This window comes from Delftia sp. 11MD (assembly GCF_050907895.1).
Lineage (GTDB): Bacteria > Pseudomonadota > Gammaproteobacteria > Burkholderiales > Burkholderiaceae_C > Comamonas > Comamonas tsuruhatensis.
This window is the reverse complement of record NZ_CP194333.1, coordinates 600049-624010: the sequence shown is the minus strand read 5'-3', so window position 1 is coordinate 624010 and position 23962 is coordinate 600049. Positions and strand designations below refer to the sequence as shown.

Here is a 23962-nt window from a genome sequence, read left to right as displayed (position 1 = left end):
CCATGATCTTAGCCCCCGCCCCGCGTCTCATTCGACCTTGAAGTTGGATTCCCTGACGATGCGCTTCCAGCGCTCGTTGTCGGATTCGATCAGCCGCGCGAACTCCTCGGGCGTGCCCCGGCGCGGCACATAGCTGTAGCTGCGCAGCTTGGCCAGCACGTCGGGCATCTGCATGACCTTGTCCATCTGCTGCGCGAGCTGGGCCACGATGTCGCGGGGCGTGCCCTTGGGCGCGAGCAGGCCCGACCAGGAGCTGAAGCCCATGCCGTCCACGCCGGCCTCCTTGATGGTGGGCACCTGGGGAAAGACTTCGGCGCGCTGGGGCAGCAGCACGGCAAGGGCCTTGACCTTGCCCGTGCGGATCATCTCCACCGAGGTGAAGGAGTCGAACGAGAAATCCACCTCGCCCGCCACCACGGCCTGCATCTGCGGCGCCGTGCCCTTGTACTGGGCGTTGACGATGCCCGGCGCGCCAATCACCTTCTTGAACTGCTCGGTGATCAGCGAAATCATGCTGCTGCCCGAGGACACGCTCAGCGGCTTGCCCTGTTTGGCCATGTCAACCAGCTCCTGCAGGCTGTTCACGGGCAGGTCCTTGCGCGCAATGAGGACGAAGCCCACGTCGCACAGATGGCTGATGGGCTCGAAGCTGGCCAGCGCCTCGTAGCTGGTCTTGTAGAGCACCGGGCTCAGGGTCTGCGCGCCGGCCGTGTTCATCAGCAGGGTGTAGCCGTCGGGCGTGGCGCGCGCGGCCAGTTCCGTGCCGATGACGCCGTTGGCACCGCCCTTGTTGTCCACCACGAAGGACTGGCCGGTCAGCTCCCCGAGCTTTTGCATGGCCAGCCGCGCCACCACGTCGGTGGTGCCACCGGCGGGAAAGGGCACGATCACGCGCACGGACTTGTCGGGATAGGCAGCGGCCGCGCGCGCGTGCTGCGGCAGCCCCCAGGCGGCGGCCGCTGCCGCGCCGGCGGCCAGGAATTGGCGGCGAGATGTCTCCTGCATGGCTTGTCTCCTTGTGTTGCTCTATCCCGGATGGGTGGCCGGTCCATGATGGGCAACGGACCTATCGCCTGTCCAATACCAAGCGCCTATGCAACGATATCTTTTGCCAATCGTCTTGCAACAACGCACAGAGGATTCCATGGCGCATGGCCGCTACCATCGCCGCCTGTAGCCAGGGGAACCAAAGATCCCGCCCCGGGCTCCCATAGTCCGCCATGCCACTCCAAACGCCTCCTCGCCACACCGCACCCCAGCGCCTCGCCTTCTGGCTTCTTGCCTTCCTTCTGGCCGCATCCAGCCTGCTGGCCTTCCAGGCCGGCGCGCAGATCCGCCTGAAAACCGGCAGCGGGGCGGCAGCGACCGTGGACACGCCGCGCGTGCGCGCCGAACTCGTGGCCCAGGCGCCCGAAGGCGTACAGCCTGGCCAGACACTGTGGCTGGGCCTGCTGATCACCCACCAGCCCGAATGGCATACCTACTGGAAGAACGCCGGTGACTCCGGCCTGGCCACCGAGCTGAACTGGCAGCTGCCTGCGGGCCTGACGGCGGGCGAGATCCAGTGGCCCGTGCCCGAGGCGCTGCGCGTGGGCCCGCTGCTCAACTACGGCTATGAGGGCCAGGTGCTGCTGCCCGTGCCCGTGCAGGTGGCCGCCGACTTCAAGCCGCCCGCGTCCGGCATGCTGGACCTGCGCCTGCATGCGAACTGGCTGATCTGCCGCGTGGAGTGCATTCCCGAGGAAGGCGATTTCCAGCTGCAGCTGCCCGTGCAGGGCAGCACGGCAGGCCAGGGTCAGGCCTTCACCCAGGCCTGGGCGCTCAAGCCCCAGGCACTGTCCGCGCCGGCCCAGGCCAAGGTGGTGCCGGCCAGCCAGCCAGCAGCAGAAGGCAGGACGCCCGCCGAGCGCGTGCAGCTGCGCATCGAGGGGCTGCCTGAATCCCTGCAGGGCCGCACGCTGGACTTCTATCCCGAATCCTCCGACACCTTCCACCACGCGGCCGAACTGGGCAAGGACTGGCAGCAGCATTGGGACGGCACAGCCTGGGTGGCCGAACTGCCGCTGTCCGACATGCGTGGCGACACTCCGGCCAAGCTGCCCGTGGTTCTGGCCCTGCCGCCCGCCGAGCGCGCCGCAGCGCTGGAGCAGGGCCAGCCCGTGGCCTGGCGCGCCGAGGCCCCGGTCGAGGGCCGCTGGACAGCTGCCGCCATGGCCAGCGTCTCGCCCGCACTGGCCGCTGCCCTGGCGGCCAACCAGGCCGCTGCGCCTGCTGCCAGCGCCACCAGCCTGTGGATGGCCTTGCTCGGTGGCTTGGTGGGTGGACTGATCCTCAACCTCATGCCCTGCGTCTTCCCGGTGCTGGCCATCAAGATCCTGGGCTTTGCACGCCATGGACAGGACCGCCGCGCCCAGCGCCTGGGCGGGCTGGCCTATACGGCGGGGGTGGTCCTGTCCTTCCTGGCCCTGGGCGGGCTGCTGCTGGCGCTGCGCGCGGCAGGCGAGCAGCTGGGCTGGGGCTTTCAGCTGCAGTCGCCGGCCATCGTGGCCCTGCTGGCAGCCCTGTTCACCCTGCTGGGCCTGAACCTGGCAGGCCTGTTCGAGTTCGGCTCCATGCTGCCCGGGCGTTGGGCTGCGGCGCATGCGCGCCACCCGGTGGCCGATGCCTTTCTGTCCGGCGTGCTGGCCGTGGCCATTGCCTCGCCCTGCACGGCGCCGTTCATGGGCGCCTCGCTGGGCTTTGCCATCGACATGCCGGCCCTGCAGGCGCTGACGGTGTTCGCCGCCCTGGGCCTGGGCATGGCCCTGCCCTATCTGCTGGCCAGCTTCGTTCCCGCCGTAGTGCGCTGGCTGCCACGCCCTGGCGCCTGGATGGACACTTTCCGCCGTGCCATGGCCTTTCCCATGTTCGCCACCGTGGTCTGGCTGGTCTGGGTGCTGGGGCACCAGAGCGGCATCGACGCCGCCACCGCGCTGCTGGCCCTGCTGCTGGCCTTCAGCGCCCTGGTCTGGACGCTGACGCTCAAGGGCCGCACGCGCGCCGTGCTGGCCACGCTGGCCGTGGTGCTGGGGGGCGCGCTGCTGGCCACCACCGCACCGCTGATCGCCACACCTGCCCAGGCGGAGGGCACGGGCATGGCGTCCGCTGCAGGCCAGCGCTGGCAGCCCTGGTCGGCCGCCCGCGTGGCCGAGCTGCAGGCGGCGGGCAAGCCCGTGTTCGTGGACTACACGGCCGCCTGGTGCGTGACCTGCCAGGTCAACAAGCGCACCACGCTCAACCATGAGGAGGTGCTGGCCGCCTTCGACAGGCACGGCGTGACCCTGCTGCGCGCCGACTGGACGCGGCGCGACCCGGCCATCACCGCCGCGCTGCAGCAGCTGGGCCGCAGCGGCGTGCCCGTCTATGTGCTGCATGCGCCGGGCAAGCCGCCGGTGGTGCTCAGCGAACTGCTGTCCAAGGGCGAGGTGCTGGGGGCGCTGGCCGCGCTTTGACGGCACCCCCTCCTGGGACAAACCCCGATTTTGGGTAGGTGCAAGACCTACATCTGTTGCAGTGCACGCCGTCCTAGACTGGATCCATCCGGGGAATACCGCAATCCGAACGCTAGGCGCCGCGGCTGCCGCCCGACTCCGGACCCGCCCGCGCGGCAACTGCCCGCCCTGCACGACACAGGAGGTGGGCCATGCATGCACTGATCACCCATTCGCACCCTTCGGGGGTGCACCATCGTTCACGCGGCAAGGGATTGCTGCTGGCGCTGGGACTGGCCAGCCTGGCTGTGGCGGGGATCGTCCTGCCCTTTGTGTGGGATCTGCTGGGCTTCGTCAACGGATTGCCCAAGATGGAGTGGCTGCAGTCCATCCTGGCAGTCTCGCCGGTGTTCAGCTGGCTGATGATGTTCGCCTGGGGCCTGGCCGTTCCCGTGGCGCTGATCTATGCGCTCTACCACCCGCAGACCCATCCCTGGGCCAACGCCGCCATGGTGGCGGGCGCCATGCTGGTGGCCATCACCTGGTACGTGCACATGCCGGCCGCATCGCAATGCACGGCCATGTATCCGCAGACCGGCATGGCCTGCTCGGTGCTGCAATGGGGCTTCAGCATGAGCCTGGGCGTGGCTACGGCGGCCTATGTGTTCCTGGTCTTCATGATTGCGCTGTCCTCGCTGGGGCTGCTGGCCGAATGCGTCTCGCGCAACGAACCGCCCAGGCCCTGAATCCGCAGGGTCTTGCGCAAGAGTCCCGGCAGCCGATTTTTTGCCGCCGGGCCGCCCCAAGGCAAAAAGCGGCCCCCTCGGGGGCAGCGGACCTTGCGCAGCAAAGGGGGCGTGGGGGCTTCTTTTATAATGGCGGCTGGGTGTCCAGACCGCATGGGGCGGCAGGACAGGTGTTGATAGCGCAGGTCGGGCCGCCTGCGCACCGGGGCCGCAAGGCCCCTTTGCTGCTTTGCACATGAACACCTACACGACCCCGCGGCCGTCCGGCCCGCGCACGCCCCTTTTCCTGTCTTTCGCCGATCGCGTCGGCGCCTTCCTGTCCCGCTGGTCCCATGCCGAGGCTGCGGGCGGCATCGTTCTGCTGCTGGCAGCTGCCGCCGCCCTGGTCTGGGCGAACTCCGGCTGGGCCGGCTCCTACGAGGCGCTGTGGCACACGCCGCTGAGCGTGGGCCTGGGCCCGTGGCAGCTGTCGCAATCCCTGCATTTCTGGGTCAACGATGCGCTGATGAGCGTGTTCTTTCTCGTGGTCGGCATGGAGATACGCCGCGAGATGCATTCCGGCGCACTGGCCCAGCCGCGCCAGGCGTTGCTGCCCGTGATGGCCGCGCTGGGCGGCGTGGTGGCGCCGGCGCTGATCTTCCTGGCCTTCAATGCCGCACCGCCGCTGCGCAATGGCTGGGCCGTGCCCACGGCCACCGACATCGCCTTTGCCATGGGCGTGCTGGCCCTGCTGGGCCGGGGCCTGCCGCCCGCGCTGCGCGTGTTCCTGTTGGCGCTGGCCATCATCGACGACCTGGTGGCCGTGCTCATCATTGCGCTGTTCTATTCGGGCGGGCTGCAGTGGAGCCAGCTGCTGGTGGCCGCCGCTGGCCTGGCCGGCGTGTTCCTGCTGCAGTCGCTGGGCGTGCGCCGCGCCTGGGCCTATGTGCTGCCGGGAGCCGTGCTCTGGTGGGGCATCTGGCAGACCGGCGCCCATCCCACGCTGGCCGGCGTGGTGCTGGGCCTGGTGACGCCCGTGCATGCGCTGGCCGGCCGCGAAAGCGCCGCGCCCGTGGAGCGTGTGCAGGCGGACCTGCATCCCTGGGTGGCCTTTGGCGTGATGCCGCTGTTTGCGCTGGCCAATGCCGGCGTGCCGCTGCAGGGGGCGGGCACCGCTGGCATCGATGCGGCGGGCACCTCGGCCGTGATGTGGGGCGTGGCCCTGGCCCTGGTGCTGGGCAAGCCGCTGGGCGTGCTGATCAGCTGCTGGCTGGCCGTGCGCCTGCGGCTGTGCGCGCTGCCGCCGGGCATGGGCTGGGGCGACACGCTGCTGGCAGGCCTGCTGGCAGGCATTGGCTTCACCATGGCCATCTTCATCGCCACGCTGGCCTTTGACAGCGAGGCCCTGCTCAATGCCGCCAAGCTGGGCGTGCTGTTGGCCTCGGCCACGGCCGCCGTGCTGGGGCTGGGCTGGGGGATGGTGCTGCGCCGGCGCCATGCTGCGGACGCGACAGTGCAGCCGGCCTGATCCGCATGCGCTGCGTACACTGCGGCGCATGAGTGATACAGCAACAGACTCCCGCCTGCGCGACATCCTCGTGCAGTGCCGCACCCTGGCCGTGGTCGGCCTGTCGCCGCAGCCCGAGCGGCCCAGCCACCAGGCCTCGCAGTACATGCAGCGCCACGGCTACCGCATCGTTCCCGTGAACCCCGTGGTGGCACGCGAAGGCGGAAGCATCCTGGGCGAGCCCGTCCATGCCAGCCTGGCCGACGCTGCGGCCGCGCTGGCCGCACAGGGCCTGCGCATCGACATGGTCGATTGCTTCCGAAAGAGCGAGGACATCCCGCCGCTGGCCGCCGAGGCCGTTGCCGTCGGCGCGCGCTGCCTATGGCTGCAATTGGGCGTGGTCAACGACAAGGCCCTGGAACTGGCCCGCGCTGCGGGCCTGTGGACCGTGCAGGACCGCTGCGTGAAGATCGAACACCAGCGCCTTCTGGCCGATGCCCCGCCCACTGCCCGGTAACTCAGGAATTGCCCATGAAAAAGGCCGCAGCCCCGAAGAGGCTGCGGCCTGCAATTGGCGTGGACCAAGGCCCGGTCAGTCCGGTGCAGGTTACCTGCCTCCGTCCGGGTGTCTGCTTCAGCCCACATCCAGCATCATGCACGGTCTTTGTGACAGCCCTGTGATGCACATCACGGTCCGGCCCATTGCACAAGAAGCCGGCTCCGCCCTCTCTTTCCGAAAATTCCCAATTTCCCCAAAACGCTGCGACGGCCTCAGCCGCGCCGCGTGAACAGGCGCAGGTAGCGCGAAGGCAGGTCCTGCATGCGCATCATGATGGGCAGGTCGGCCGTGTTGAAGTCGCTGTCCCAGGCCGGCGCGCCCAGCACCTTGGCCCCCGTGCGCAGGTAGCCCTGGATCAGCGCAGGCGGCTCCACGCTCATGCCGCTGGTGCTGATGGATGCCAGCTCCTCGGGCAGGGCCACGCGGGGACGCACCTGCAGCTCGGGCTCGGCCAGATGGGTCTGGCGCAGTTGCTGCCAGACGCGCGCCGGGCCCTCGCCATGGGCCAGCCCCGGGTACTGCATGGGGATGCTGGCGCAGCCGACCATGGCGTCGAGCCGGTTGCGCTGCATGAATTCGGCCAGCGCGCCCCACAGCGCCAGGATCACGCCGCCCTGGCGGTGCGATGCGTGCACGCAGCTGCGGCCCAGCTCCACCATGCGCGGGCGCCAGGCGGCGAGCGGGCCCAGGTCGAATTCCTGGTCGGAGTACAGGCCCCCGGCGCGCAGCGCCTGGGTGGGCGTGAGCAGGCGGTAGGTGCCGATGACCACGCCCTTGTCGGCATCGCAGACCATGAGGTGCTCGCAGAAGTCGTCGAAGGCGTCGATGTCGTGCCCGGCCAGCGGCGTCTGCAGCACGGCGCCCATCTCGGCGGCGAACACCGCGTGGCGCAGGCGCTGCACCTGGCGCACCTCGTCGAGATGGCGGGCCCAGCGCACATCCAGCCGCAGCGGTTTGTCCGCGGCCTGGGGTGGCTGGAGAAGCGCGGAAAGCGGGGGCTTGGCGACGTCGATCGCCGCGTTGCGAAGGGTGTCCAGAACGTCCATATGCCCGCCTTCCTCGTCATGTTGGACGCAGTCGGTGACCTGCCTGTGCCACTCGGTTTGCCTGCGTGCCGCCATTGTGGAAAGCGGCCATGAAAGTCCCGCGACGGTTGCGTTACAGCAACATGTCACACCGCACTGCAATGGTGCACTGCAGCAAATGCCTCTATGACAGGTGTTGCGCGCAAGTTGGTGCACGCAACCACAGGGTTGGCATGTCGTCAAGAATGAAACAAATTGTGCGTTAATGACAGGGCCGCATGCCCGGCCATTGCGGCTTGCGGAGTCCTCAGTCTTCCCTTGCCGCGCCATGCTCCAGACCCTTCGCTCCAAGATCCTTGCCATCAGCACAGCCACCGTGGTCGGCGCCCTTGCCATCACGGGGGCTGCCACGTACCACATCGTTCGCGGCAGCACTTTCCAGACCATTGAACAGGACCTGGACGCCATCACCGCCGGCAACACCATGGCCATCGACCAGTGGGTGGCCTCCAAGGCACGCGCCGTCAGCGCCGCCGCCGCCGTGATCGAGCACGGCGACCCGCAGGGCTTTGCCGCCCACATGGGCCAGGCCAGCGGCTTTCCCATCACCACGGTGGGCTGGGAAGACAAGACCTACAAGTCCACCACCAGCACTCCGCCCGACTACGACCCCACGGCCCGCCCCTGGTACAAGAGCGCCGTGCAGGCCGGCAAGCTGGCCCTGACCAAGCCCTATGGCGACTCCACCACGGGCGTGCCCTATGTGGCCTTCGTGGCGCCCATGCTGCGCGGCGGCGCGCTGCAGGGCGTGATCAGCGGCGCCGTGCCGCTGGAGGGCGTGCGCGAGGTGGTCTCCGCCATCCGCCCCACGCCCGGCAGCCTGGGCTTCGTGGTCAGCCGTGACGGCCAGGTGCTGGCGCATGCCGATGCCAAGCTGCTGCTCAAGCCCACCTCCGACATCTCCGAGCTGCTGACGCCGGCCGCGCTGACCGCGCTGGCCAGCGCCACGGCGCCGCTGGAAGTGAACCTGGGCGGCAGCGCCAAGCTGCTCAAGGCCCGCCCGGTGCAGGGCACGGACTGGCTGCTGGTGGTCGCGCTGGACAAGGCCGAGGCCACGACCGGCCTGCAAAGCGTGCTCAAGACGCTGGCCATCGCCATCGTGCTGCTGGCCTGCCTGGCCACGGCCGTGGCGGCGGCGCTGACGGCCCAGTCCTTCCGGCGCCTGTCCCAGGTGCGCGACGCCATGGACAAGATCGGCTCGGGCGGCGGCGACCTGACGCAGCGCCTGCCGGTGTCGGGCAATGACGAAGTGGCGCAGATCGCCTCGTCTTTCAACGGCTTCGTCGAGCAGATCGGCACCGTGCTCAAGGATGTGCGCAACGGCGTGGAGTCCATGAAGACCGCCACCGACGAGATCAAGCTGGGCAACCTGGACCTGTCCAACCGCACCGAATCCTCGGCCAGCAGCCTGCAGGAGACCTCGGCCTCGCTGTCGCAGCTGACGGCCAATGTGCGCCAGTCGGCCGAGGCGGCCGCCATGGCCACGCGCCTGGCGCAGTCGGCCAGCAGCTCGGCCACCAAGGGTGGCGACGTGGTGGGCAGCGCCGTGAGCACCATGGACGACATCTCCCGGGCCTCGTCCAAGATCGGCGAGATCATCGGCGTCATCGACGCCATCGCCTTCCAGACCAACATCCTGGCGCTCAATGCCGCCGTCGAGGCCGCCCGCGCCGGTGAGCAGGGCCGGGGCTTTGCCGTGGTGGCCTCGGAGGTGCGCAGCCTGGCCCACCGCAGCGCGGCGGCCGCCAAGGAGATCAAGACCCTGATCGACGCCTCCGGCGCCAGCGTGGCCATGGGCACGGAGCGCGTGCGCGCGGCCGGCCAGACCATGGGCGAGATCGTGGACGGCATCCAGCGCGTCTCCCAGATCATTGTCGAGATCAACGGCGCCATGACCGAGCAGAGCGTGGGCATCGGCCAGATCAACCAGGCCGTGGCCGACATGGACCGCGCCACGCAGCAGAACGCCGCGCTGGTGGAGGAGTCCACCGCCGCATCGTCCGTGCTCAACGAGCAGGCCCACCACCTGTCGCGCACGGTGGCCGGCTTCACGCTGGAAGGGCGTGCGCCTGCCCGGGACCAGTTGCTGCTCACGCACTGAGCCTTGACCAAGCGCCACTGAACCCCACCGGGGGCTGCGCGCTCAGGCCTGGGCCGGCGCTCCCAGGCGCTGGGACAGGCTGCGCGCCTGGGCCTGCAGCAGCCGGGCCGGCCGGCCCTGGGGGTCCAGGTCCAGCGTGGCCGAGGGGCCGATGGCGGCAATGGCCAGCACCAACTGGCCAAAGCCGTCGAACACCGGCACGGCCAGCGCGCTCACGCCTGACAGCAGCTGGTTCTCGACCCGGCTCAGGCGGCTGGCGCGGATGGCGGCCAGCTCCTTTGCAAAGGCGGGCTCTTCCAGGCTGTGGCCTTCCGCGTCCAGCAGGGGCGCAATGCGCCCGGGCTCGCCAAAGGCCGCAAAGATCTTGCCCGTGGCCGTGTGGCGCAGCGATGCGGGCGTGCCGTGGCGCATGGCCACATAGACATGGGTGGGCCCCTCTTCCACGCGAATGATGGTCGGCCCCTGGCCGCTCCACATGGCAATCGACACCGTGCTGCCCACCTCCTGCGCCAGCGCGGGCAGCTCGGCAATCGCCAGGCGCACGGGATCGGCCTGCTGCAGGCTGATCAGCCCCATCTGTATGGCCAGCGGCCCCAGGCCGTAGTGGCCGCTGGCGCGGTCCTGCTCCATCAGGCCCAGTTTGCAAAAGCTCACCAGGTAGGGATGGGCCTTGGCCGCCGTCATCTCGGCCTCGCGCGCCAGATCCTTGAGCGCCATGCGCCGGCCCGTGCGTGCCAGTGCCTTGAGCAACTGGCCGCCGACTTCCACGCTCTGGATGCCGCGCGGGCCGCGCGCGGGCTCGTCATCGCTGCTGTCAGGAAGGAAGACGGGGCTGTTCGGGGAAGAGGCGGCATCGGACATGGCAGGCATTGTGAAGGCTGGAACCCGGAGTTTGCGGCTCCGAGGGTTTTTCACTATGCCAAACGAATTGTTCAATGTTGAATTTTTCCCTAGCATTCAGGCATTCGATAAAAACAAATGCGTTTGTCCATTTCAAAAGCAGGATGCCCATGACCACCAAGACCTTTGCCTCCGCCGCCGACCTCGAAATCAAGCAGGTCAGCTTCGACAAGCTCTCCGAGCACGCCTACGCCTACACGGCCGAGGGCGACCCCAACACCGGCATCATCATTGGCGACGATGCCGTGATGGTGATCGACACCCAGGCCACGCCCGTCATGGCGCAGGACGTGATCCGCCGCATCCGCGAGATCACCGACAAGCCCATCAAGTACGTCACGCTGTCGCACTACCACGCGGTGCGCGTGCTGGGCGCCTCGGCCTTCTTCGCGGAAGGCGCCGAGCACATCATTGCCAGCCAGGACACCTTTGACCTCATCGTGGAGCGCGGCGAGCAGGACAAGGCCAGCGAGATCGGCCGCTTCCCGCGCCTGTTCCAGAACGTGGAAAGCGTGCCCGACGGCATGACCTGGCCCACCCTGACCTTCACCGGCAAGATGACGCTGTGGCTGGGCAAGCTGGAAGTGCAGATCCTGCAGCTGGGCCGCGGCCACACCAAGGGCGACACCGTGGTCTGGCTGCCCCAGGACAAGGTGCTGTTCAGCGGCGACCTGGTGGAGTTCGGCGCCACGCCCTATGCGGGCGATGCCTACTTCCAGGACTGGCCGCACACGCTGGACGCCATCGCCGCCCTGCAGCCCGAAAAGCTGGTGCCCGGCCGGGGCGCCGCGCTGCAGACGCCGGCCGAGGTGCAGGCCGGCCTGGCCGGCACGCGCGACTTCATCAGCGACCTGTGGACCGAGGTCAAGGCCGGCGCCGACGCCCAGCAGGACCTGCGCAAGGTCTACGAGGCCGCCTTCGCCAAGCTGCAGCCCAAGTACGGCCAGTGGGTGATCTTCAACCACTGCATGCCCTTCGATGTGACCCGCGCCTACGACGAGGCCTCGGGCCATGCCGACCCGCGCATCTGGACCGCCGAGCGCGACCGCCAGATGTGGGAAGCGCTCGAAGGCTGAACCACGGCGGCGTGCCGGTCCTGAGCACCGGCACGCCTGCCCATCGCACCCGCCCGCGCACCGGCATTCCCTGATGCCGGCGGGGATGGCTGCGCCTTTTCTCTCTCATACGCCCACGACAGAGGACGAACCCCATGTCCCACCCCGCCATCTCCCTGCAAGCGCTGCGCGGCAGCGGCGCAGACATACAGGCCATCCACATCCCCTACGAGCGCCATGCCGACCAGGACGCCGGTGCGGACACGCCCGCCCGGCATCCCGTGGTCATCGTCGGCGCCGGCCCCGTGGGCCTGTCGCTGGCCATCGACCTGGCCCAGCGCGGCCAGCGCGTGGTGCTGCTGGACAACGACTGCCGGCTGTCCACGGGCTCGCGCGCCATCTGCTTTTCCAAGCGCACGCTGGAGATCTGGGACCGCCTGGGCGTGGGCCAGGCGATGGTGGACAAGGGCGTGTCCTGGAACCTGGGCAAGGTCTTCTTCAAGGACCAGCCGCTGTACCGCTTCGACCTGCTGCCCGAGGACGGCCACGAGCGCCCGGCCTTCATCAACCTGCAGCAGTACTACGCCGAGGCCTACCTGGTCGAGCGCGCCCTGCAGCTGCCGCTGATCGACCTGCGCTGGCACAGCAAGGTCACGGCGCTCGAGCCGCAGGCCGAGGGCGCGCTGCTGACCGTGGAGACGCCCGACGGCAGCTACCGCATCGATGCGCAATGGGTCCTGGCCTGCGACGGCTCGCGCTCGCCGCTGCGCGGCCTGCTGGGCCAGGAAAGCCATGGCCGCATCTTCCGCGACCGCTTCCTGATCGCCGACGTGAAGATGCACGCCGAATTCCCCACCGAGCGCTGGTTCTGGTTCGACCCGCCCTTCCACCCGGGCCAGAGCGTGCTGCTGCACCGCCAGCCCGACGATGTCTGGCGCATCGACTTCCAGCTGGGCTGGGACGCCGATCCCGAGGAAGAGAAAAAGCCCGAGAACATCATTCCCCGCATCCGCGCCCTGCTGGGCAAGGACGCGCCCTTCGAGCTGGAATGGGCCAGCGTCTACACCTTCGCCTGCCTGCGCATGGACCGCTTCGTCCATGGCCGCGTGGTCTTTGCGGGCGACAGCGCCCACGGCGTCTCGCCGTTTGGCGCACGCGGCGCCAACAGCGGCGTGCAGGATGCCGAGAACCTGGCCTGGAAGCTGGACCGCGTGCTGCGCGGCCAGGCCGATGCCTCGCTGATCGCCACCTATGGCGCCGAGCGCGAATACGCGGCCGACGAGAACATCCGCAACTCCACGCGCGCCACCGACTTCATCACGCCCAAGAGCGAGATCAGCCGCCTGTTCCGCGACGCCGTGCTGGACCTGGCGCGCGACCATGAATTCGCGCGCCGCATCGTCAACAGCGGGCGGCTGTCCGTGCCGGCCACGCTGCATGGCTCGGCGCTCAACACGCCCGACACCGACACCTTCGACGGAACGCAGCTGCCCGGCGCCGTGCTGGCCGATGCGCCCATGCGCCGGCCCGGCGTGGACGGCACGGCCTGGCTGCTGCGCGCACTGGGACCGGACTTCACGCTGCTGCACTTCGGCCCCACGCCGGCCTGGGCGCAGGCGCTGCCCGGCGTGCTCAACCTGTCCATCGCGACAGAGGGCGAGGCCCATGCACCTGACGCCGACCTCATCGATGCGCGCGGCCTGGCGGCCAGACGCCTCGATGCGCGCCCCGGCACCAGCTACCTGCTGCGGCCCGACCAGCATGTCTGCGCGCGCTGGCGCCGCCCCGACGAGGCCGGCGTGCGCGCCGCTCTCCAAAGAGCCTGCGGCGCCGCCGCCACGGCCTGAACCTCTTACGCCCCGTCCACAGGAGACCGCCATGCTGCTGTCCACCCACCCCAACCTGCAGGCCTGCGACGATTTCTACGAAGCCCTGATCGCCACCCACCAGGGGCTCGACACCGCGCAAAGCCATGCCCTCAATGCCCGCCTCGTGCTGCTGCTGGCCAACCACATCGGCCACCAGGGCACCTTGCTGCATGCGCTCGAACTGGCCCGCGCCAGCGCAGGACTTGCGCCTGCCGGCGCGGACCCGGCCGAGCGCGGCGCCGTGACACCGGTCGCCCCGGTGCACGCGGCCGCCTGAAGCCGCGCGCCGCCGCCCGCGCGGCGGCCTGCCATCCCCACAAAGGCGCCCGCCTCACACCTTGGACATCTCACAAGGGCGCCGCATACAACATGGAGACAAGGATGCAACGCAAGCAGTTTCTGGCCGCACTGGCCTGCTCGGGCCTGGCCCTGGCCGCAGGGCCTGCCGCCCTGGCACAGGACAAGCCCTTGGAATGGGTCGTGGGCTATGCGGCCGGCGGCGGCTCGGACGTGGTCGCCCGCGTCATCGCCGAAGCCATGGGCCGCAACATGGAGCGGGTCATCGTCATCAACAACAAGCCCGGCGCGGGCACCAACATCGCGGCCGAGTACAGCGCCCGCTCGCGCGACCACGGCAACCTCATGTTCACGGCCGACTTCGCCACGCTGGCGGCCAACCCCTTCCTGTTCAGCAAGCTCAACTACAACGCCGAGCGCGACTTCAAGCCCGTGGGCATGCTGGTGCGCTTTCCCATGCTGCTGGTGGTCAACAACGAGGTGCCCGCCACCAACCTCGCCGAATTCCTGGCCTGGGCCAAACAGCAAAAGACCGGCGTGAGCTGGGGCTCGGCCGGCCTGGGCAGCCCCCACCACCTGGTGGGCGAGCTGTTCCGGGAGCAGGCGGGCCTCACCAACATGACCCATGTGCCCTACCGCGGAGCAGCCCCTGCCGTGCAGGACGTGGTCGGCGGCCAGATTCCCGCCATGTGGGCCGACAGCGCCACCATCATTCCCTTCCTGAGCGAGAAAAAGCTCAAGGCCATCGGCGTGGCCAGCCCCGCCCGCGTGGACGTGCTGCCCCAGGTCGCCACGCTGCAGGAGCAGGGTCTGAAAGGTTTCGAGGGCTATGCCTGGCAGGGCATCGTCGTGCCCACGGGCAGCTCGGCCGAGGTGGTCAAGAAGTTCAGCCAGTCGCTGCAGCAGGCCCTGGCCGACACCCGCACCAAGGCACGCCTGGCCGCCATGGGCGTGGAGCCCATGCCCGGCAGCGCCGAGCAGATGGACCAGTTCGTGCGCGCCGAGCGCGGCAAGTGGGGCCGGGTGATCGCGACCAACAACATCAAGCTGGACTGAGCGAGCCCTCGCCGCCCCGAGCGGCGATGACTCCATGAAAGTGCCCGACCTCAGCAGGCCCTTGCGCCGATGGTCGGCACTTCCAGCAAATCCAGGGGACAGATGCCGCCTTGCTGGGAATTCCCGTGCGCTCCAGGCAAGACATCCACAGTGGCAAAGCCCCGTTCAGCAAATCCACCACACCTCCCAGACGGCTCTACCTGGCAAGCCTTTGCCTTTCCAAGCTTGCGGGCGCAGGACCGCCCGGCCCGCCCCTGGTTCCCAAGCCTTCGGATCACCAGCGCATGGCGTTCATGGTCATAGGCAGCGGTCCTCTACCTGGATCTCAGGTCGAATGGCGTCTCCGGTGCGCCTTTGGGAACCGCAACCTGTTTCGGTCTTGCCATGGATTGACAGATGTGCCTAGGGTTCAGCCCATGGACCATTTCCAAATTAGACGGCCGAGCGCATACACCAGCGCGTGGCATTGACGACTTCCACAACTCGCCCTCTCGCCCAGGCTCCGGAAATCCGTCCCCATCAGATAACGGGCGACAACCCTCCTTTTCACACACCTCCCTGTCAACCAGGGCGTGCATTTGCCTACCTGTGGCGGTGCTCTTGCCAAGGCAGCGTTCATAAGCCACTCACGGATTTATCCGAGCAAATCCTGTGAAATATCAGAATATTCTTATAGGCTGCGTCCTCATTTTCAGATTCAGCCGTATTCCATACATCCCCCAAAAAACTTCCAATACACCTTGCCCAGAAAATAACAGAGAAAAATTAAAACACCCTTCTCACTTCAAATTCTGCGTTTTCTTAGAATTTTTCAAGAGCAATTCGGGATTGCAAAGTATAAATCGCAAGGGAAAATCATCTCAAAAGCCCAATCTCTGGAAAAATCTCCCGGCATGGCAAGGAAATTTCAGGCAGCGTATTGCGATGACAAACGAGCTATCAAATCGCGTGGAACAGAATCATTGCTCCGGCCAATGTGCATGCAAACCTTCAACAAAGAAATTGGTAGATATGTCTTCGAACAATAATATGATCATATTAGTGGCAGTCTTGATCACCACTGCCTCGGCAATAGGCTTATATGTCTACCTAGATACCAACTCATCGGAGCCCATCAATCCGCAGACGGGTATGCTGGCAAGCGAACACAGGGCGCCATCCTCAACGGCGCAAGGCACTGCATCGATCAGCATGGAGGAACTTCTCGAAAAAAAGAAACAAGCAGTTTTCAGCTACTCCAGGGAGGGAAATTTCCCTGACACTCGTGCTCGTCTGAAAAATTCCTTCGACGATAAAACCCTGACCGCAAACGAGTATTACGGCGAATTGGCCCATATGCTTTCAATCTCGGCGGATGCCCCTGCAAGTATCATCAAGGAAGTTCTGGAATCAGGAAATAAATATGGCCGTGATGTACTGCTGGGCAATCTAGGCAGCAACCTTGAACTGCCCAACAGCATCTCCGCTGCCGAGAGGAATGCCATTTTCGACATGGTAAACGGCGCCAAACCGGAATTGGGTGGTGGTATCCATGAACTGGGATTTTCAGATGTCTTCAGATATGAGGATTGGCTGAAATCCCTCAAGGCGTATGCTCCTGACGAAGCGATTTTTCATAAAACGCTTGAAAATCTCATTCAAACAAGGATGGCTGACCCCAGGGAAATGCTGGCGCTGCAGTCCGCATTTCGGGACGAAAAATTCTTGAACCACATAGACCCCATCGCCCGCAAAAGATACTTGTTTTATATTTCGGGATACATCAAAGACTATCCAGGCAACAGCGTCGCCCAAAGCATCAACAAGGCAAGGCAGGATTATCTGGATGAGATGAAGCGCTGATGCTGGCGGTGGATTGAATTGGATGACTTGGCGGCATGCCTGTATGTCACGACCACAACCACAGTCACCAGAACCAGACAACAGCGCTCACTCCACTCACTTATGCGGCCACCGCCTCCGCACTGCGCCCCATCCCCAGATAGGTATCGATGATGCGCCGGTCATGCAGCAGCTCCCTGGCCGCGCCGCTGAGGGCCACGGCGCCCATCTCCAGCACGTAGGCACGGTCGGCCACCTTGAGGGCGGCGCGCGCGTTCTGCTCGACCAGCAGCACCGAGACGCCGTGGTCGCGCAGGCCGGCCACGACCTGCAGCACCTCGCGCACGATCAGCGGCGCCAGGCCCAGCGAGGGCTCGTCCAGCAGCAGCAGGCGCGGGCGTGCCATCAGCGCGCGGCCGATGGCCAGCATCTGGCGCTCGCCGCCCGACAGGGTGGAGGCCATCTGCGGGCGCCGCTCCCTCAGGCGCGGGAAGATGGCAAAGACCTCGTCCATGCGCTGCGTCTGGTCGCGCAGGCCCCGGCGCCAGCGCGAGAAGCCGCCCAGCAGCAGGTTGTCCTCCACCGACATCTCGCCGAACAGCTCGCGCTTTTCGGGCACCAGGGCCACGCCGTTGGCCACCATGACCTCGACGCCGGGGCGTGCGATGCGCTTGCCGTCCAGATGGATCTCGCCGCGCGAGGGCAGCAGGCCCATGGCGGCCGACAACAGCGTGGTCTTGCCCGCGCCGTTGGGGCCGATGACGGTGACGATCTCGCCACTGCGCACATCCAGATCCACCTGGTGCACGGCCTCCACGGGACCGTAGGACACGCTCAGGCCCTTGAGCTGCAAAAGGGTGTCGCTCATGCCGTCTCTCCGGTTGCCTCGTCGTCGTCGTCGCCGCCCAGGTAGGCATCCAGCACGCGCTGGTTGACCTGGATCTGGGCCGGCGTGCCTTCGGCGATCACGGTGCCGAACTCCAGCACCGTGATGCGGTCCGCAAGATTCATGACGAACTCCATGTCGTGCTCCACGACGAGAATGCCCAGCCCCTCGGCGCGCAGCTGGCGCAGCAGGTCGGCCAGGGCCTGTTTTTCCAGGTGGCGCAGGCCGGCGGCCGGCTCGTCCAGCAGCAGGGCCGCGGGCTGTCCGGCCAGGGCGCGTGCGATCTCCACGATGCGCTGCTGGCCCAGGGCCAGCGAGGCGGCCGGCACATCGGCGAAGGCGCCCAGGCCGCAGCGCTCGATCTGGCGGCGCGCCTCGGCCAGTACCGAGGCCTCCTCGGCCCGGTCCAGGCGCAGCATGGAGGCCAGCCAGCCCCGGTGCGCGCGCCGGTGCGCGCCCACGGCCACGTTCTCCAGCACGCTGCGCTGGCCCAGCAGGCGCACATGCTGGAAGGTGCGGCCCAGGCCCAGGGCGGCAAAGCGGCGCGAGGGCGCATCGTTCATGGCCTGGTCCATGAAGCGCACCTGACCCTCGGTGGGCGAGTCCACGCCCGAGACCATGTTGAAGAAAGTGCTCTTGCCCGCGCCGTTGGGACCGATCAGCGCATGCACCTCGCCGGCCTTGAGCGTCATGGCCACATCGTTGTTGGCCACCAGGCCGCCGAAGCGCTTGGTCACATGCTCGGCCGCCAGCAGCACCTGGCCCGCCGCAGGCAGCGCGCGCTGCGCCAGCGGCGCCGCGTCCGCCAGCTTCAGATCGGACACGGGCCGGCGCACCCAGCGTGCCGTGAGCGCCTGCAGCGTGGGCCACAGGCCTTCTGCAAAGCGCTGCAGCACCAGCACCATCAGCAGGCCGAAGACGATGACCTCGAAGTTGCCGCTGGTGCCCAGCAGGGCCGGCAATATGTCCTGCAGCTTTTGCTTGATCAGCGTGATCAGCGTGGCGCCCAGCACCGCGCCCCACAGGTGGCCGGCGCCGCCGACCACGGCCATGAACAGGTACTCGATGCCCACGTTGAGGTTGAAGGGCGCCGGGCTCACGAAGCGCTGCATGTGGGCGTAGAGCCAGCCCGACAGCGTGGCCAGCAGGGCCGCCAGCACGAAGAGCTTGACGCGGTAGTGCGCCGTGTCGATGCCCATGGACTCGGCCATGACGCGGCCGCCGCGCAGCGCGCGGATGGCCCGGCCCTCGCGCGAGTCCAGCAGGTTGTGCAGCAGCCACAGCGCCACCAGCAGCACGGCCCAGATCACCACGCCCATGGCGCGCGGCGAGGCCAGCGAGACGCCGCCGATCACCAGCGGCGCAATGCCCGTGATGCCGGTCTGCCCGCCCAGGAATTCCATGTTGCCGAACAGGTAGTACAGGCTCAGCCCCCAGGCGATGGTGCACAGCGGCAGGTAGTGGCCCTGCAGCTTGACCGTGACCGCGCCCAGCAGCCAGGCCACGACGAAGGTGATGAGCAGGCCCAGCGCCAGGCCCACCCAGGGCAGGCCCGCCGCGCCCACCAGCCCGCCCAGCGCGGCCACCGAGGCCGGTGCCGTGCACACCCAGGCCGTGGCATAGGCGCCGATGCCCACGAAGGCCGCCTGGCCGAACGAGGTCATGCCGCCCACGCCGGTCAGCATCACCAGGCCTGCCGCCACCATGGCGAACAGGCCGATGTAGCTGAGGATGACGACGGTGAAATCAGGCAGAAAGCCCCAGGACGCGGCCAGCAGCGCAATGGCGGCCACCGTGAGCACGCGCGTGCTGATGCCGCCCGAGGCGGCCTTGGCAGGCGCTGCGGCCTGCGAGGAAACGGGGGCGCTCATTCTTCTTCCTCCACATGGTGGCTATTGCGCGATCGCCACCACAGCACCGGGATGATCAGCGTGAACACCAGCACCTCCTTGTAGGCACTGGCCCAGAACGACGAGAAGGCCTCCAGCAGCCCGACCAGCAGCGCGCCGGCCAGGGCCAGCGGGTAGCTGGCCAGCCCGCCCACGATGGCGGCCACGAAGCCCTTGAGGCCGATCAGAAAGCCGGTGTCGTAGTACACCGTGGTCAGCGGCGCGATCAGCAGGCCCGAGATGGCGCCGATCAGCGCGGCCAGCGCAAAGCTCACGTCGCCGGCCATGGCCGTGGGAATGCCCATGAGGCGTGCACCCACGCGGTTGATGGCCGTGGCGCGCAGCGCCTTGCCGATCATGGAGCGCTCGAAGAACACGAACAGCAGGGCCACCAGCACCAGGGTCACGCCCACCACCACCAGGGACTGGCCCGAGATCGTGATGTCGCCCAGGCGCAGCTGCGCCTCGGAAAACGCGGGGGTGCGCGAGCCTTCGGCCCCGAAGAACAGCAGCCCCAGGCCGACCAGCACGCCGTGCATGGCCACCGAGACGATGAGCAGCATCAGCACCGAGGCATGGGCCAGCGGCCGGTAGGCCAGGCGGTACAGCAGCGGCCCCATGGGCGTGATCAGCACCAGGGTGGCCAGCGCCTGCAGCATCAGCGAGGACGGGCGCAGCCCCCAGGCCAGGGCCACGGCAATGGCCGGCAGCGCCAGGCACCACAGGAAGGTGGCGGGCCAGCTCACCTGGCTGCCCGCGCGCCAGCGCAGCAGGTCCACCACCAGCACGGCGGCGGCCAGGGCCAGCAGCAGCCACAGCGTGGTGGGCACGCGTCCGGCCTGCATCATGGCCAGGGTGAGCGCGCCGAAGGCGACGAACTCCCCCTGCGGGATGAAGATGATGCGGGTGACCGAGAACACCAGCACCAGGGCCAGCGCCATCAGGCCGTAGACGGCGCCGTTGACGATGCCGTCCTGCCCCAGCAGCAGGGCGATTTGCAGATCCATGATCGACTTTCGAGCAGACGCGGCCAAGCGCCACAGCGGCCGCCACCAGGCGCGGCAGCCGCTGCGGCCTCAGACCTGCAGGTTCAGGGCTGGTACTTCCAGGTACCGTTCTCGATCTTGACCATGACGGCCGCGCGCTGGTCCAGGCCCAGGTGGTCGGTGGGCGTCATGTTGAAGATGCCGTGGGCGCCGGCCACGTCCTTGGTCTGCTCCAGCGCATCGCGCAGCGCGGCGCGGAACTCGGCCGTGCCGGGCTGGGCCTTCTTGAGCGCGGCGGGAATCGCCGCTTCGAGCACGCGGCCCGCATCCCAGGAATGCGCGCCAAAGGTCGAAGCCGTGCCCTTGCCGTTGGCGGCCTCGTAGGCCTCCACATAGGAGACGGCGGACTTCTTGACCGGATTGCTGTCGGGCAGCTGGTGGGCCACCAGCACGGGGCCGGCGGGCAGCAGCGTGCCTTCCACATCCTTGCCGCCCACGCGCAGGAAGTCGGCATTGGCCACGCCGTGGGTCTGGTAGATCTTGCCCTGGTAGCCGCGCTCCTTGAGCGACTTCTGCGGCAGTGCGGCCGGCGTGCCCGAGCCGGCGATCAGCACCGCATCGGGCTTGGCTGCCATGAGCTTGAGCGTCTGGCCCGTGACCGAGGTGTCGCTGCGCGAATAGGCCTCGGTGGCGGTGAGCTTGAGGCCCTTGGCCTCGGCCACCTTGCGGAATTCCTGCAGCCAGCTTTCACCGTAGGCGTCGTTGAAGCCGATGTAGCCCACGGTCTTGATGCCGGCCTTGGCCATGTGCTCGCCGATGGCGGCGGCCATCATGGCGTCGTGCTGGGGCGTCTTGAAGACCCAGAACTTCTTGGCATCCACGGGCTCGACGATCTTGGCCGAGGCCGCCAGCGTGATCATGGGCGTCTTGGCCTCGGAGACCACGTCCACCATGGCCAGGGAGTTGGGCGTGATGCTGGAGCCCAGGATCACGTCGACCTTGCTCTCGCTGATCAGCTTGCGCGTGTTGGCCACGGCCGCCGTGGTGTCGGAGGCGTCGTCCAGGATGATGTAGTTGACCTTCTGGCCCGCCACCGTGCGCGGCATCAGCGCCACCGTGTTCTTTTCGGGAATGCCCAGCGACGCGGCCGGCCCGGTGGCCGAGACCACCACGCCCACGTTGATGTCGGCCAGGGCCGAGCCCCAGACCGTGGCCAGGGTTGCGGCCAGCAGGCCCAGTTTTGTCATGCGCTTCATGTCTGTCTCCTTTGTGTTGGATGGGGCGCGGTGCCGTCAGGCGCCACAATTTACCGTGGTAACTATTTTTTTGCCAGCGGTTTGATGCACGGGTTTGCCTGGGGTCTGCACGGCAGGCAAGCCTCCGAGGAACAGGTCGGCCACCACAGGGGCCATGGCCTCGTGGTCCAGCGTTCCGTCGGGCCGCAGCCAGGTGAACATCCAGTTCATCATCCCGAACAGCAGCATGGCCAGCGCCTTGGACAGGCCCGCGCCGTCGGCGTCCGGCCGCAGCTGGGCCACCGCCTGGGCAAAGGCCTCGACCACAGCGCGCTCCTTGCCCACCACGCGCTGGCGGTCCTCGTCCTGCAGGAAGCGCACGTCCTCGGTCAGCACGCGGTGGGCATGGCGGGCATGGGCGTACTCCTGCACGAAGCGCTCGATCAGCATGCGCAGCCGCGGCTCGGGCGGCAGGCCCATGGCCTGCACCTCGTCCACCAGGGCCTGCAGCCGCGTCATGTGGCCGTCGGTGATGTCCACCAGCAGCGCGTACTTGTCGCGGAAGTAGTGGTAGATGGTGGGCTTGGACAGGCCGCAGGCCTGGGCCACCTCGTTCATCGAAGTGCCGGGGTAGCCGCTGCGCGCGAACAGCGCGGCGGCATGGCCCAGGATCAGTTCGCGCTGGTCGTCGTATCCGGAAGATCGGCCTCGGGCCATGGGACTCCTGTGCGCGCTCAGCGGCTGCGGTGGTCGATCACGCGGCGGGCCTTGCCCACCAGGGTGCGCTCTATGGAATCGGGCCGCAGCACCTCGACCTCGGCGCTCACGCCGACCAGGGTCTTGATGCGCTGCTGCACCCACAGGGCCAGCGCCTCGGTGTCGCCCTGCGTGCCCGGCTGCATCTCGCAGCGCACGGCCAGCCGGTCCAGGTTGCCGTCGCGCGTGACCACCAGCTGGTACTGGCCCGACAGCTGGGCGTTCTGCAGCACGATCTCCTCGATCTGCGTGGGAAACAGGTTCACGCCGCGGATGATGAGCATGTCGTCGCTGCGCCCCACGATCTTGCCCATGCGCCGGAAGCTGCGCGAAGTCGGCGCCAGCAGCCGCGTCAGGTCCCGCGTGCGGTAACGAATGATGGGCATGGCTTCCTTGGACAGCGACGTGAAGACCAGCTCGCCCTCGCTGCCGTCGGGCAGCACCTCGCCCGTGTCCGGGTCGATGATCTCGGGATAGAAATGGTCTTCCCAGATCACCGGCCCGTCCTTGCTTTCCACGCATTCGCTGGCCACGCCCGGGCCCATGACTTCGGACAGGCCGTAGATGTCCACGGCATCCAGCCCCGCCTTGCCCTCGATCTCGCGGCGCATGGCCTCGGTCCAGGGCTCGGCGCCGAAGATGCCGATCTTGAGCGAGCTCTCGCGCGGGTCCATCCCCTGGCGCTGCATCTCCTCCACGATCACCTGCATGTAGCTGGGCGTGACCATGATGATGTCGGGGCGGAAGTCCTGGATCAGCTGCACCTGCTTTTCGGTCTGCCCGCCCGACATGGGCACCACGGTGCAGCCCGCGCGCTCGGCTCCGTAGTGGGCGCCCAGGCCGCCCGTGAACAGGCCGTAGCCGTAGGCCACATGCACCATGTCGCCGGGCCGCCCGCCCGCCGCGCGGATGGAGCGCGCCACCAGGTTCGCCCAGTTGTCGATGTCATTCAACGTGTAGCCCACGACCGTGGGCTTGCCCGTGGTGCCCGAGGAGGCATGCACGCGCGCCACCTTCTGGCGCGGCACGGCGAACATGCCGAACGGGTAGTTCTCGCGCAGGTCCTTCTTGGTGGTGAAGGGAAAGCGGGCCAGGTCGGACAGCGTGCGCAGGTCGGACGGATGAACGCCCTTCTCGTCGAAGGCGCGGCGGTAATGCGGCACATGGTCGTAGGCATGCTGCAGCGACCAGCGCAGGCGCAGCAGCTGCAGCGAGGCGATCTCGTCGCGGCTGGCGGTTTCGATGGGATCGAGTTCGCCGGGGGCGGGGCGCTGGACAGGCATGGCTGGGCCCTTTCAGACGGGCTGGTTCAGGCCGGGCACGGTGGGCCGGCCCTTGAAGCTGTGCGAGCGGCCACGGAACAGCGCGATCACTTCCTGGCGCTGGTTGGTGACCTGCACGTCATAGACGCCGGTGCGGCCTGCGCGCGAGACTTCGCGGGCCTGCGCGGTGAGCACGTCGCCGGGCCGGCCGGGCGCGACGAAGTCCACGCTCAGGCCCGAGGCCACCGTCATCTCGTTGCGCGCATTGCAGGCATAGGCAAAGGCCGTGTCGGCCAGCGCCGTGATGAAGCCGCCGTGGCAGATGTCGAAGCCATTGAGCATGTCGTTGCGCACGGCCATCTCCATGCGCGCCGTGCCGGGCGCGATCTCGGTGATGCGCAGGCCCAGTCCTTGCGCGGCGCGGTCGCGCGCCAGCATGCCGTCGCGCACCTGCTCGGCCAGTCGCTGGGCGGCCTCGCCCGGGGTGTGGTTGTCTTGCATGGC

The 23962-nt window shown here is 67.8% G+C and carries 20 protein-coding genes; 10 read left to right on the top strand and 10 right to left on the bottom strand.

Annotated elements, in window-relative coordinates; genetic code table 11:
• Positions 1 to 27 precede the first annotated feature (27 nt).
• Positions 28 to 1005, bottom strand: a complete 978-nt coding sequence (locus ACRSCF_RS02835) for a Bug family tripartite tricarboxylate transporter substrate binding protein (RefSeq protein WP_016449278.1) — start codon at positions 1003 to 1005, stop codon at positions 28 to 30.
• 215 nt (positions 1006 to 1220) lie between these two features.
• Here ACRSCF_RS02835 and ACRSCF_RS02830 point away from each other — a divergent pair, with 215 nt between their 5' ends.
• The 4 genes from ACRSCF_RS02830 (at position 1221) to ACRSCF_RS02815 (ending at position 6219) form a co-directional block, all read left to right on the top strand.
• Positions 1221 to 3491: a protein-disulfide reductase DsbD family protein gene (locus ACRSCF_RS02830; protein WP_244387754.1), complete on the top strand. Its 2271-nt coding sequence runs from the start codon at positions 1221 to 1223 to the stop codon at positions 3489 to 3491.
• Between the two features lie 191 nt (positions 3492 to 3682).
• Positions 3683 to 4216 carry a hypothetical protein gene (locus tag ACRSCF_RS02825; RefSeq protein ID WP_016449276.1) on the top strand — a complete coding sequence of 178 codons (534 nt, stop codon included), beginning with the start codon at positions 3683 to 3685 and terminating at the stop codon, positions 4214 to 4216.
• Positions 4217 to 4451: 235 nt separating this feature from the next.
• The gene (nhaA, locus tag ACRSCF_RS02820) at positions 4452 to 5723 is read left to right on the top strand and encodes a Na+/H+ antiporter NhaA (protein ID WP_244387753.1); all 1272 of its coding nucleotides are present in this window, start codon (positions 4452 to 4454) and stop codon (positions 5721 to 5723) included.
• A gap of 28 nt (positions 5724 to 5751) precedes the next feature.
• On the top strand, positions 5752 to 6219 hold the full coding sequence (locus tag ACRSCF_RS02815; protein WP_016454716.1) for a CoA-binding protein: 468 nt from the start codon (positions 5752 to 5754) through the stop codon (positions 6217 to 6219).
• A 254-nt stretch (positions 6220 to 6473) separates the two neighbouring features.
• Here ACRSCF_RS02815 and ACRSCF_RS02810 read toward each other — a convergent pair whose 3' ends face one another.
• Positions 6474 to 7307, bottom strand: a complete 834-nt coding sequence (locus ACRSCF_RS02810) for a GNAT family N-acetyltransferase (protein ID WP_034368458.1) — start codon at positions 7305 to 7307, stop codon at positions 6474 to 6476.
• 307 nt (positions 7308 to 7614) lie between these two features.
• Between ACRSCF_RS02810 and ACRSCF_RS02805 the strand changes: the two genes are divergently transcribed.
• Complete coding sequence (locus tag ACRSCF_RS02805) at positions 7615 to 9447, top strand: methyl-accepting chemotaxis protein (protein ID WP_017406066.1); 1833 nt, start codon at positions 7615 to 7617, stop codon at positions 9445 to 9447.
• 42 nt (positions 9448 to 9489) lie between these two features.
• Here ACRSCF_RS02805 and ACRSCF_RS02800 read toward each other — a convergent pair whose 3' ends face one another.
• Positions 9490 to 10308, bottom strand: coding sequence for an IclR family transcriptional regulator (locus tag ACRSCF_RS02800; protein WP_016449271.1), 819 nt, complete (start codon positions 10306 to 10308; stop codon positions 9490 to 9492).
• Positions 10309 to 10457: 149 nt separating this feature from the next.
• Here ACRSCF_RS02800 and ACRSCF_RS02795 point away from each other — a divergent pair, with 149 nt between their 5' ends.
• The 5 genes from ACRSCF_RS02795 to ACRSCF_RS02775 all read left to right on the top strand — a co-directional run bounded on the left by ACRSCF_RS02795 (position 10458) and on the right by ACRSCF_RS02775 (position 16465).
• On the top strand, positions 10458 to 11423 hold the full coding sequence (locus ACRSCF_RS02795) for an MBL fold metallo-hydrolase (RefSeq protein ID WP_016449270.1): 966 nt from the start codon (positions 10458 to 10460) through the stop codon (positions 11421 to 11423).
• Positions 11424 to 11557: 134 nt separating this feature from the next.
• A complete protein-coding gene (locus ACRSCF_RS02790; protein WP_034368449.1) occupies positions 11558 to 13249 on the top strand; it encodes an FAD-dependent oxidoreductase in 1692 nt (563 codons plus the stop codon).
• Between the two features lie 31 nt (positions 13250 to 13280).
• The gene (locus ACRSCF_RS02785; RefSeq protein ID WP_013800326.1) at positions 13281 to 13547 is read left to right on the top strand and encodes a DUF2783 domain-containing protein; all 267 of its coding nucleotides are present in this window, start codon (positions 13281 to 13283) and stop codon (positions 13545 to 13547) included.
• A 104-nt stretch (positions 13548 to 13651) separates the two neighbouring features.
• On the top strand, positions 13652 to 14623 hold the full coding sequence (locus ACRSCF_RS02780) for a Bug family tripartite tricarboxylate transporter substrate binding protein (RefSeq protein WP_034368445.1): 972 nt from the start codon (positions 13652 to 13654) through the stop codon (positions 14621 to 14623).
• A gap of 651 nt (positions 14624 to 15274) precedes the next feature.
• Positions 15275 to 16465, top strand: coding sequence for a hypothetical protein (locus ACRSCF_RS02775; protein ID WP_244387752.1), 1191 nt, complete (start codon positions 15275 to 15277; stop codon positions 16463 to 16465).
• A 100-nt stretch (positions 16466 to 16565) separates the two neighbouring features.
• On the opposite strand, the gene ACRSCF_RS02770 is transcribed toward ACRSCF_RS02775, so the two are convergent.
• The 7 genes from ACRSCF_RS02770 to paaI all read right to left on the bottom strand — a co-directional run bounded on the left by ACRSCF_RS02770 (position 16566) and on the right by paaI (position 23959).
• On the bottom strand, positions 16566 to 17312 hold the full coding sequence (locus ACRSCF_RS02770) for an ABC transporter ATP-binding protein (RefSeq protein WP_034368442.1): 747 nt from the start codon (positions 17310 to 17312) through the stop codon (positions 16566 to 16568).
• Complete coding sequence (locus ACRSCF_RS02765; RefSeq protein ID WP_244387751.1) at positions 17309 to 19201, bottom strand: branched-chain amino acid ABC transporter ATP-binding protein/permease; 1893 nt, start codon at positions 19199 to 19201, stop codon at positions 17309 to 17311. The genes ACRSCF_RS02770 and ACRSCF_RS02765 overlap by 4 nt, the downstream gene beginning before the upstream one ends.
• On the bottom strand, positions 19198 to 20226 hold the full coding sequence (locus ACRSCF_RS02760; protein WP_012202505.1) for a branched-chain amino acid ABC transporter permease: 1029 nt from the start codon (positions 20224 to 20226) through the stop codon (positions 19198 to 19200). The genes ACRSCF_RS02765 and ACRSCF_RS02760 overlap by 4 nt, the downstream gene beginning before the upstream one ends.
• Positions 20227 to 20309: 83 nt before the next feature.
• Positions 20310 to 21461: an ABC transporter substrate-binding protein gene (locus tag ACRSCF_RS02755; RefSeq protein WP_016454722.1), complete on the bottom strand. Its 1152-nt coding sequence runs from the start codon at positions 21459 to 21461 to the stop codon at positions 20310 to 20312.
• Between the two features lie 36 nt (positions 21462 to 21497).
• Positions 21498 to 22157 carry a TetR/AcrR family transcriptional regulator gene (locus ACRSCF_RS02750; RefSeq protein WP_016449263.1) on the bottom strand — a complete coding sequence of 220 codons (660 nt, stop codon included), beginning with the start codon at positions 22155 to 22157 and terminating at the stop codon, positions 21498 to 21500.
• A 17-nt stretch (positions 22158 to 22174) separates the two neighbouring features.
• Positions 22175 to 23479 carry a phenylacetate--CoA ligase PaaK gene (paaK, locus tag ACRSCF_RS02745; protein WP_212646619.1) on the bottom strand — a complete coding sequence of 435 codons (1305 nt, stop codon included), beginning with the start codon at positions 23477 to 23479 and terminating at the stop codon, positions 22175 to 22177.
• A 12-nt stretch (positions 23480 to 23491) separates the two neighbouring features.
• Positions 23492 to 23959 carry a hydroxyphenylacetyl-CoA thioesterase PaaI gene (gene paaI, locus ACRSCF_RS02740; RefSeq protein ID WP_034368708.1) on the bottom strand — a complete coding sequence of 156 codons (468 nt, stop codon included), beginning with the start codon at positions 23957 to 23959 and terminating at the stop codon, positions 23492 to 23494.
• Positions 23960 to 23962: the final 3 nt, after the last annotated feature.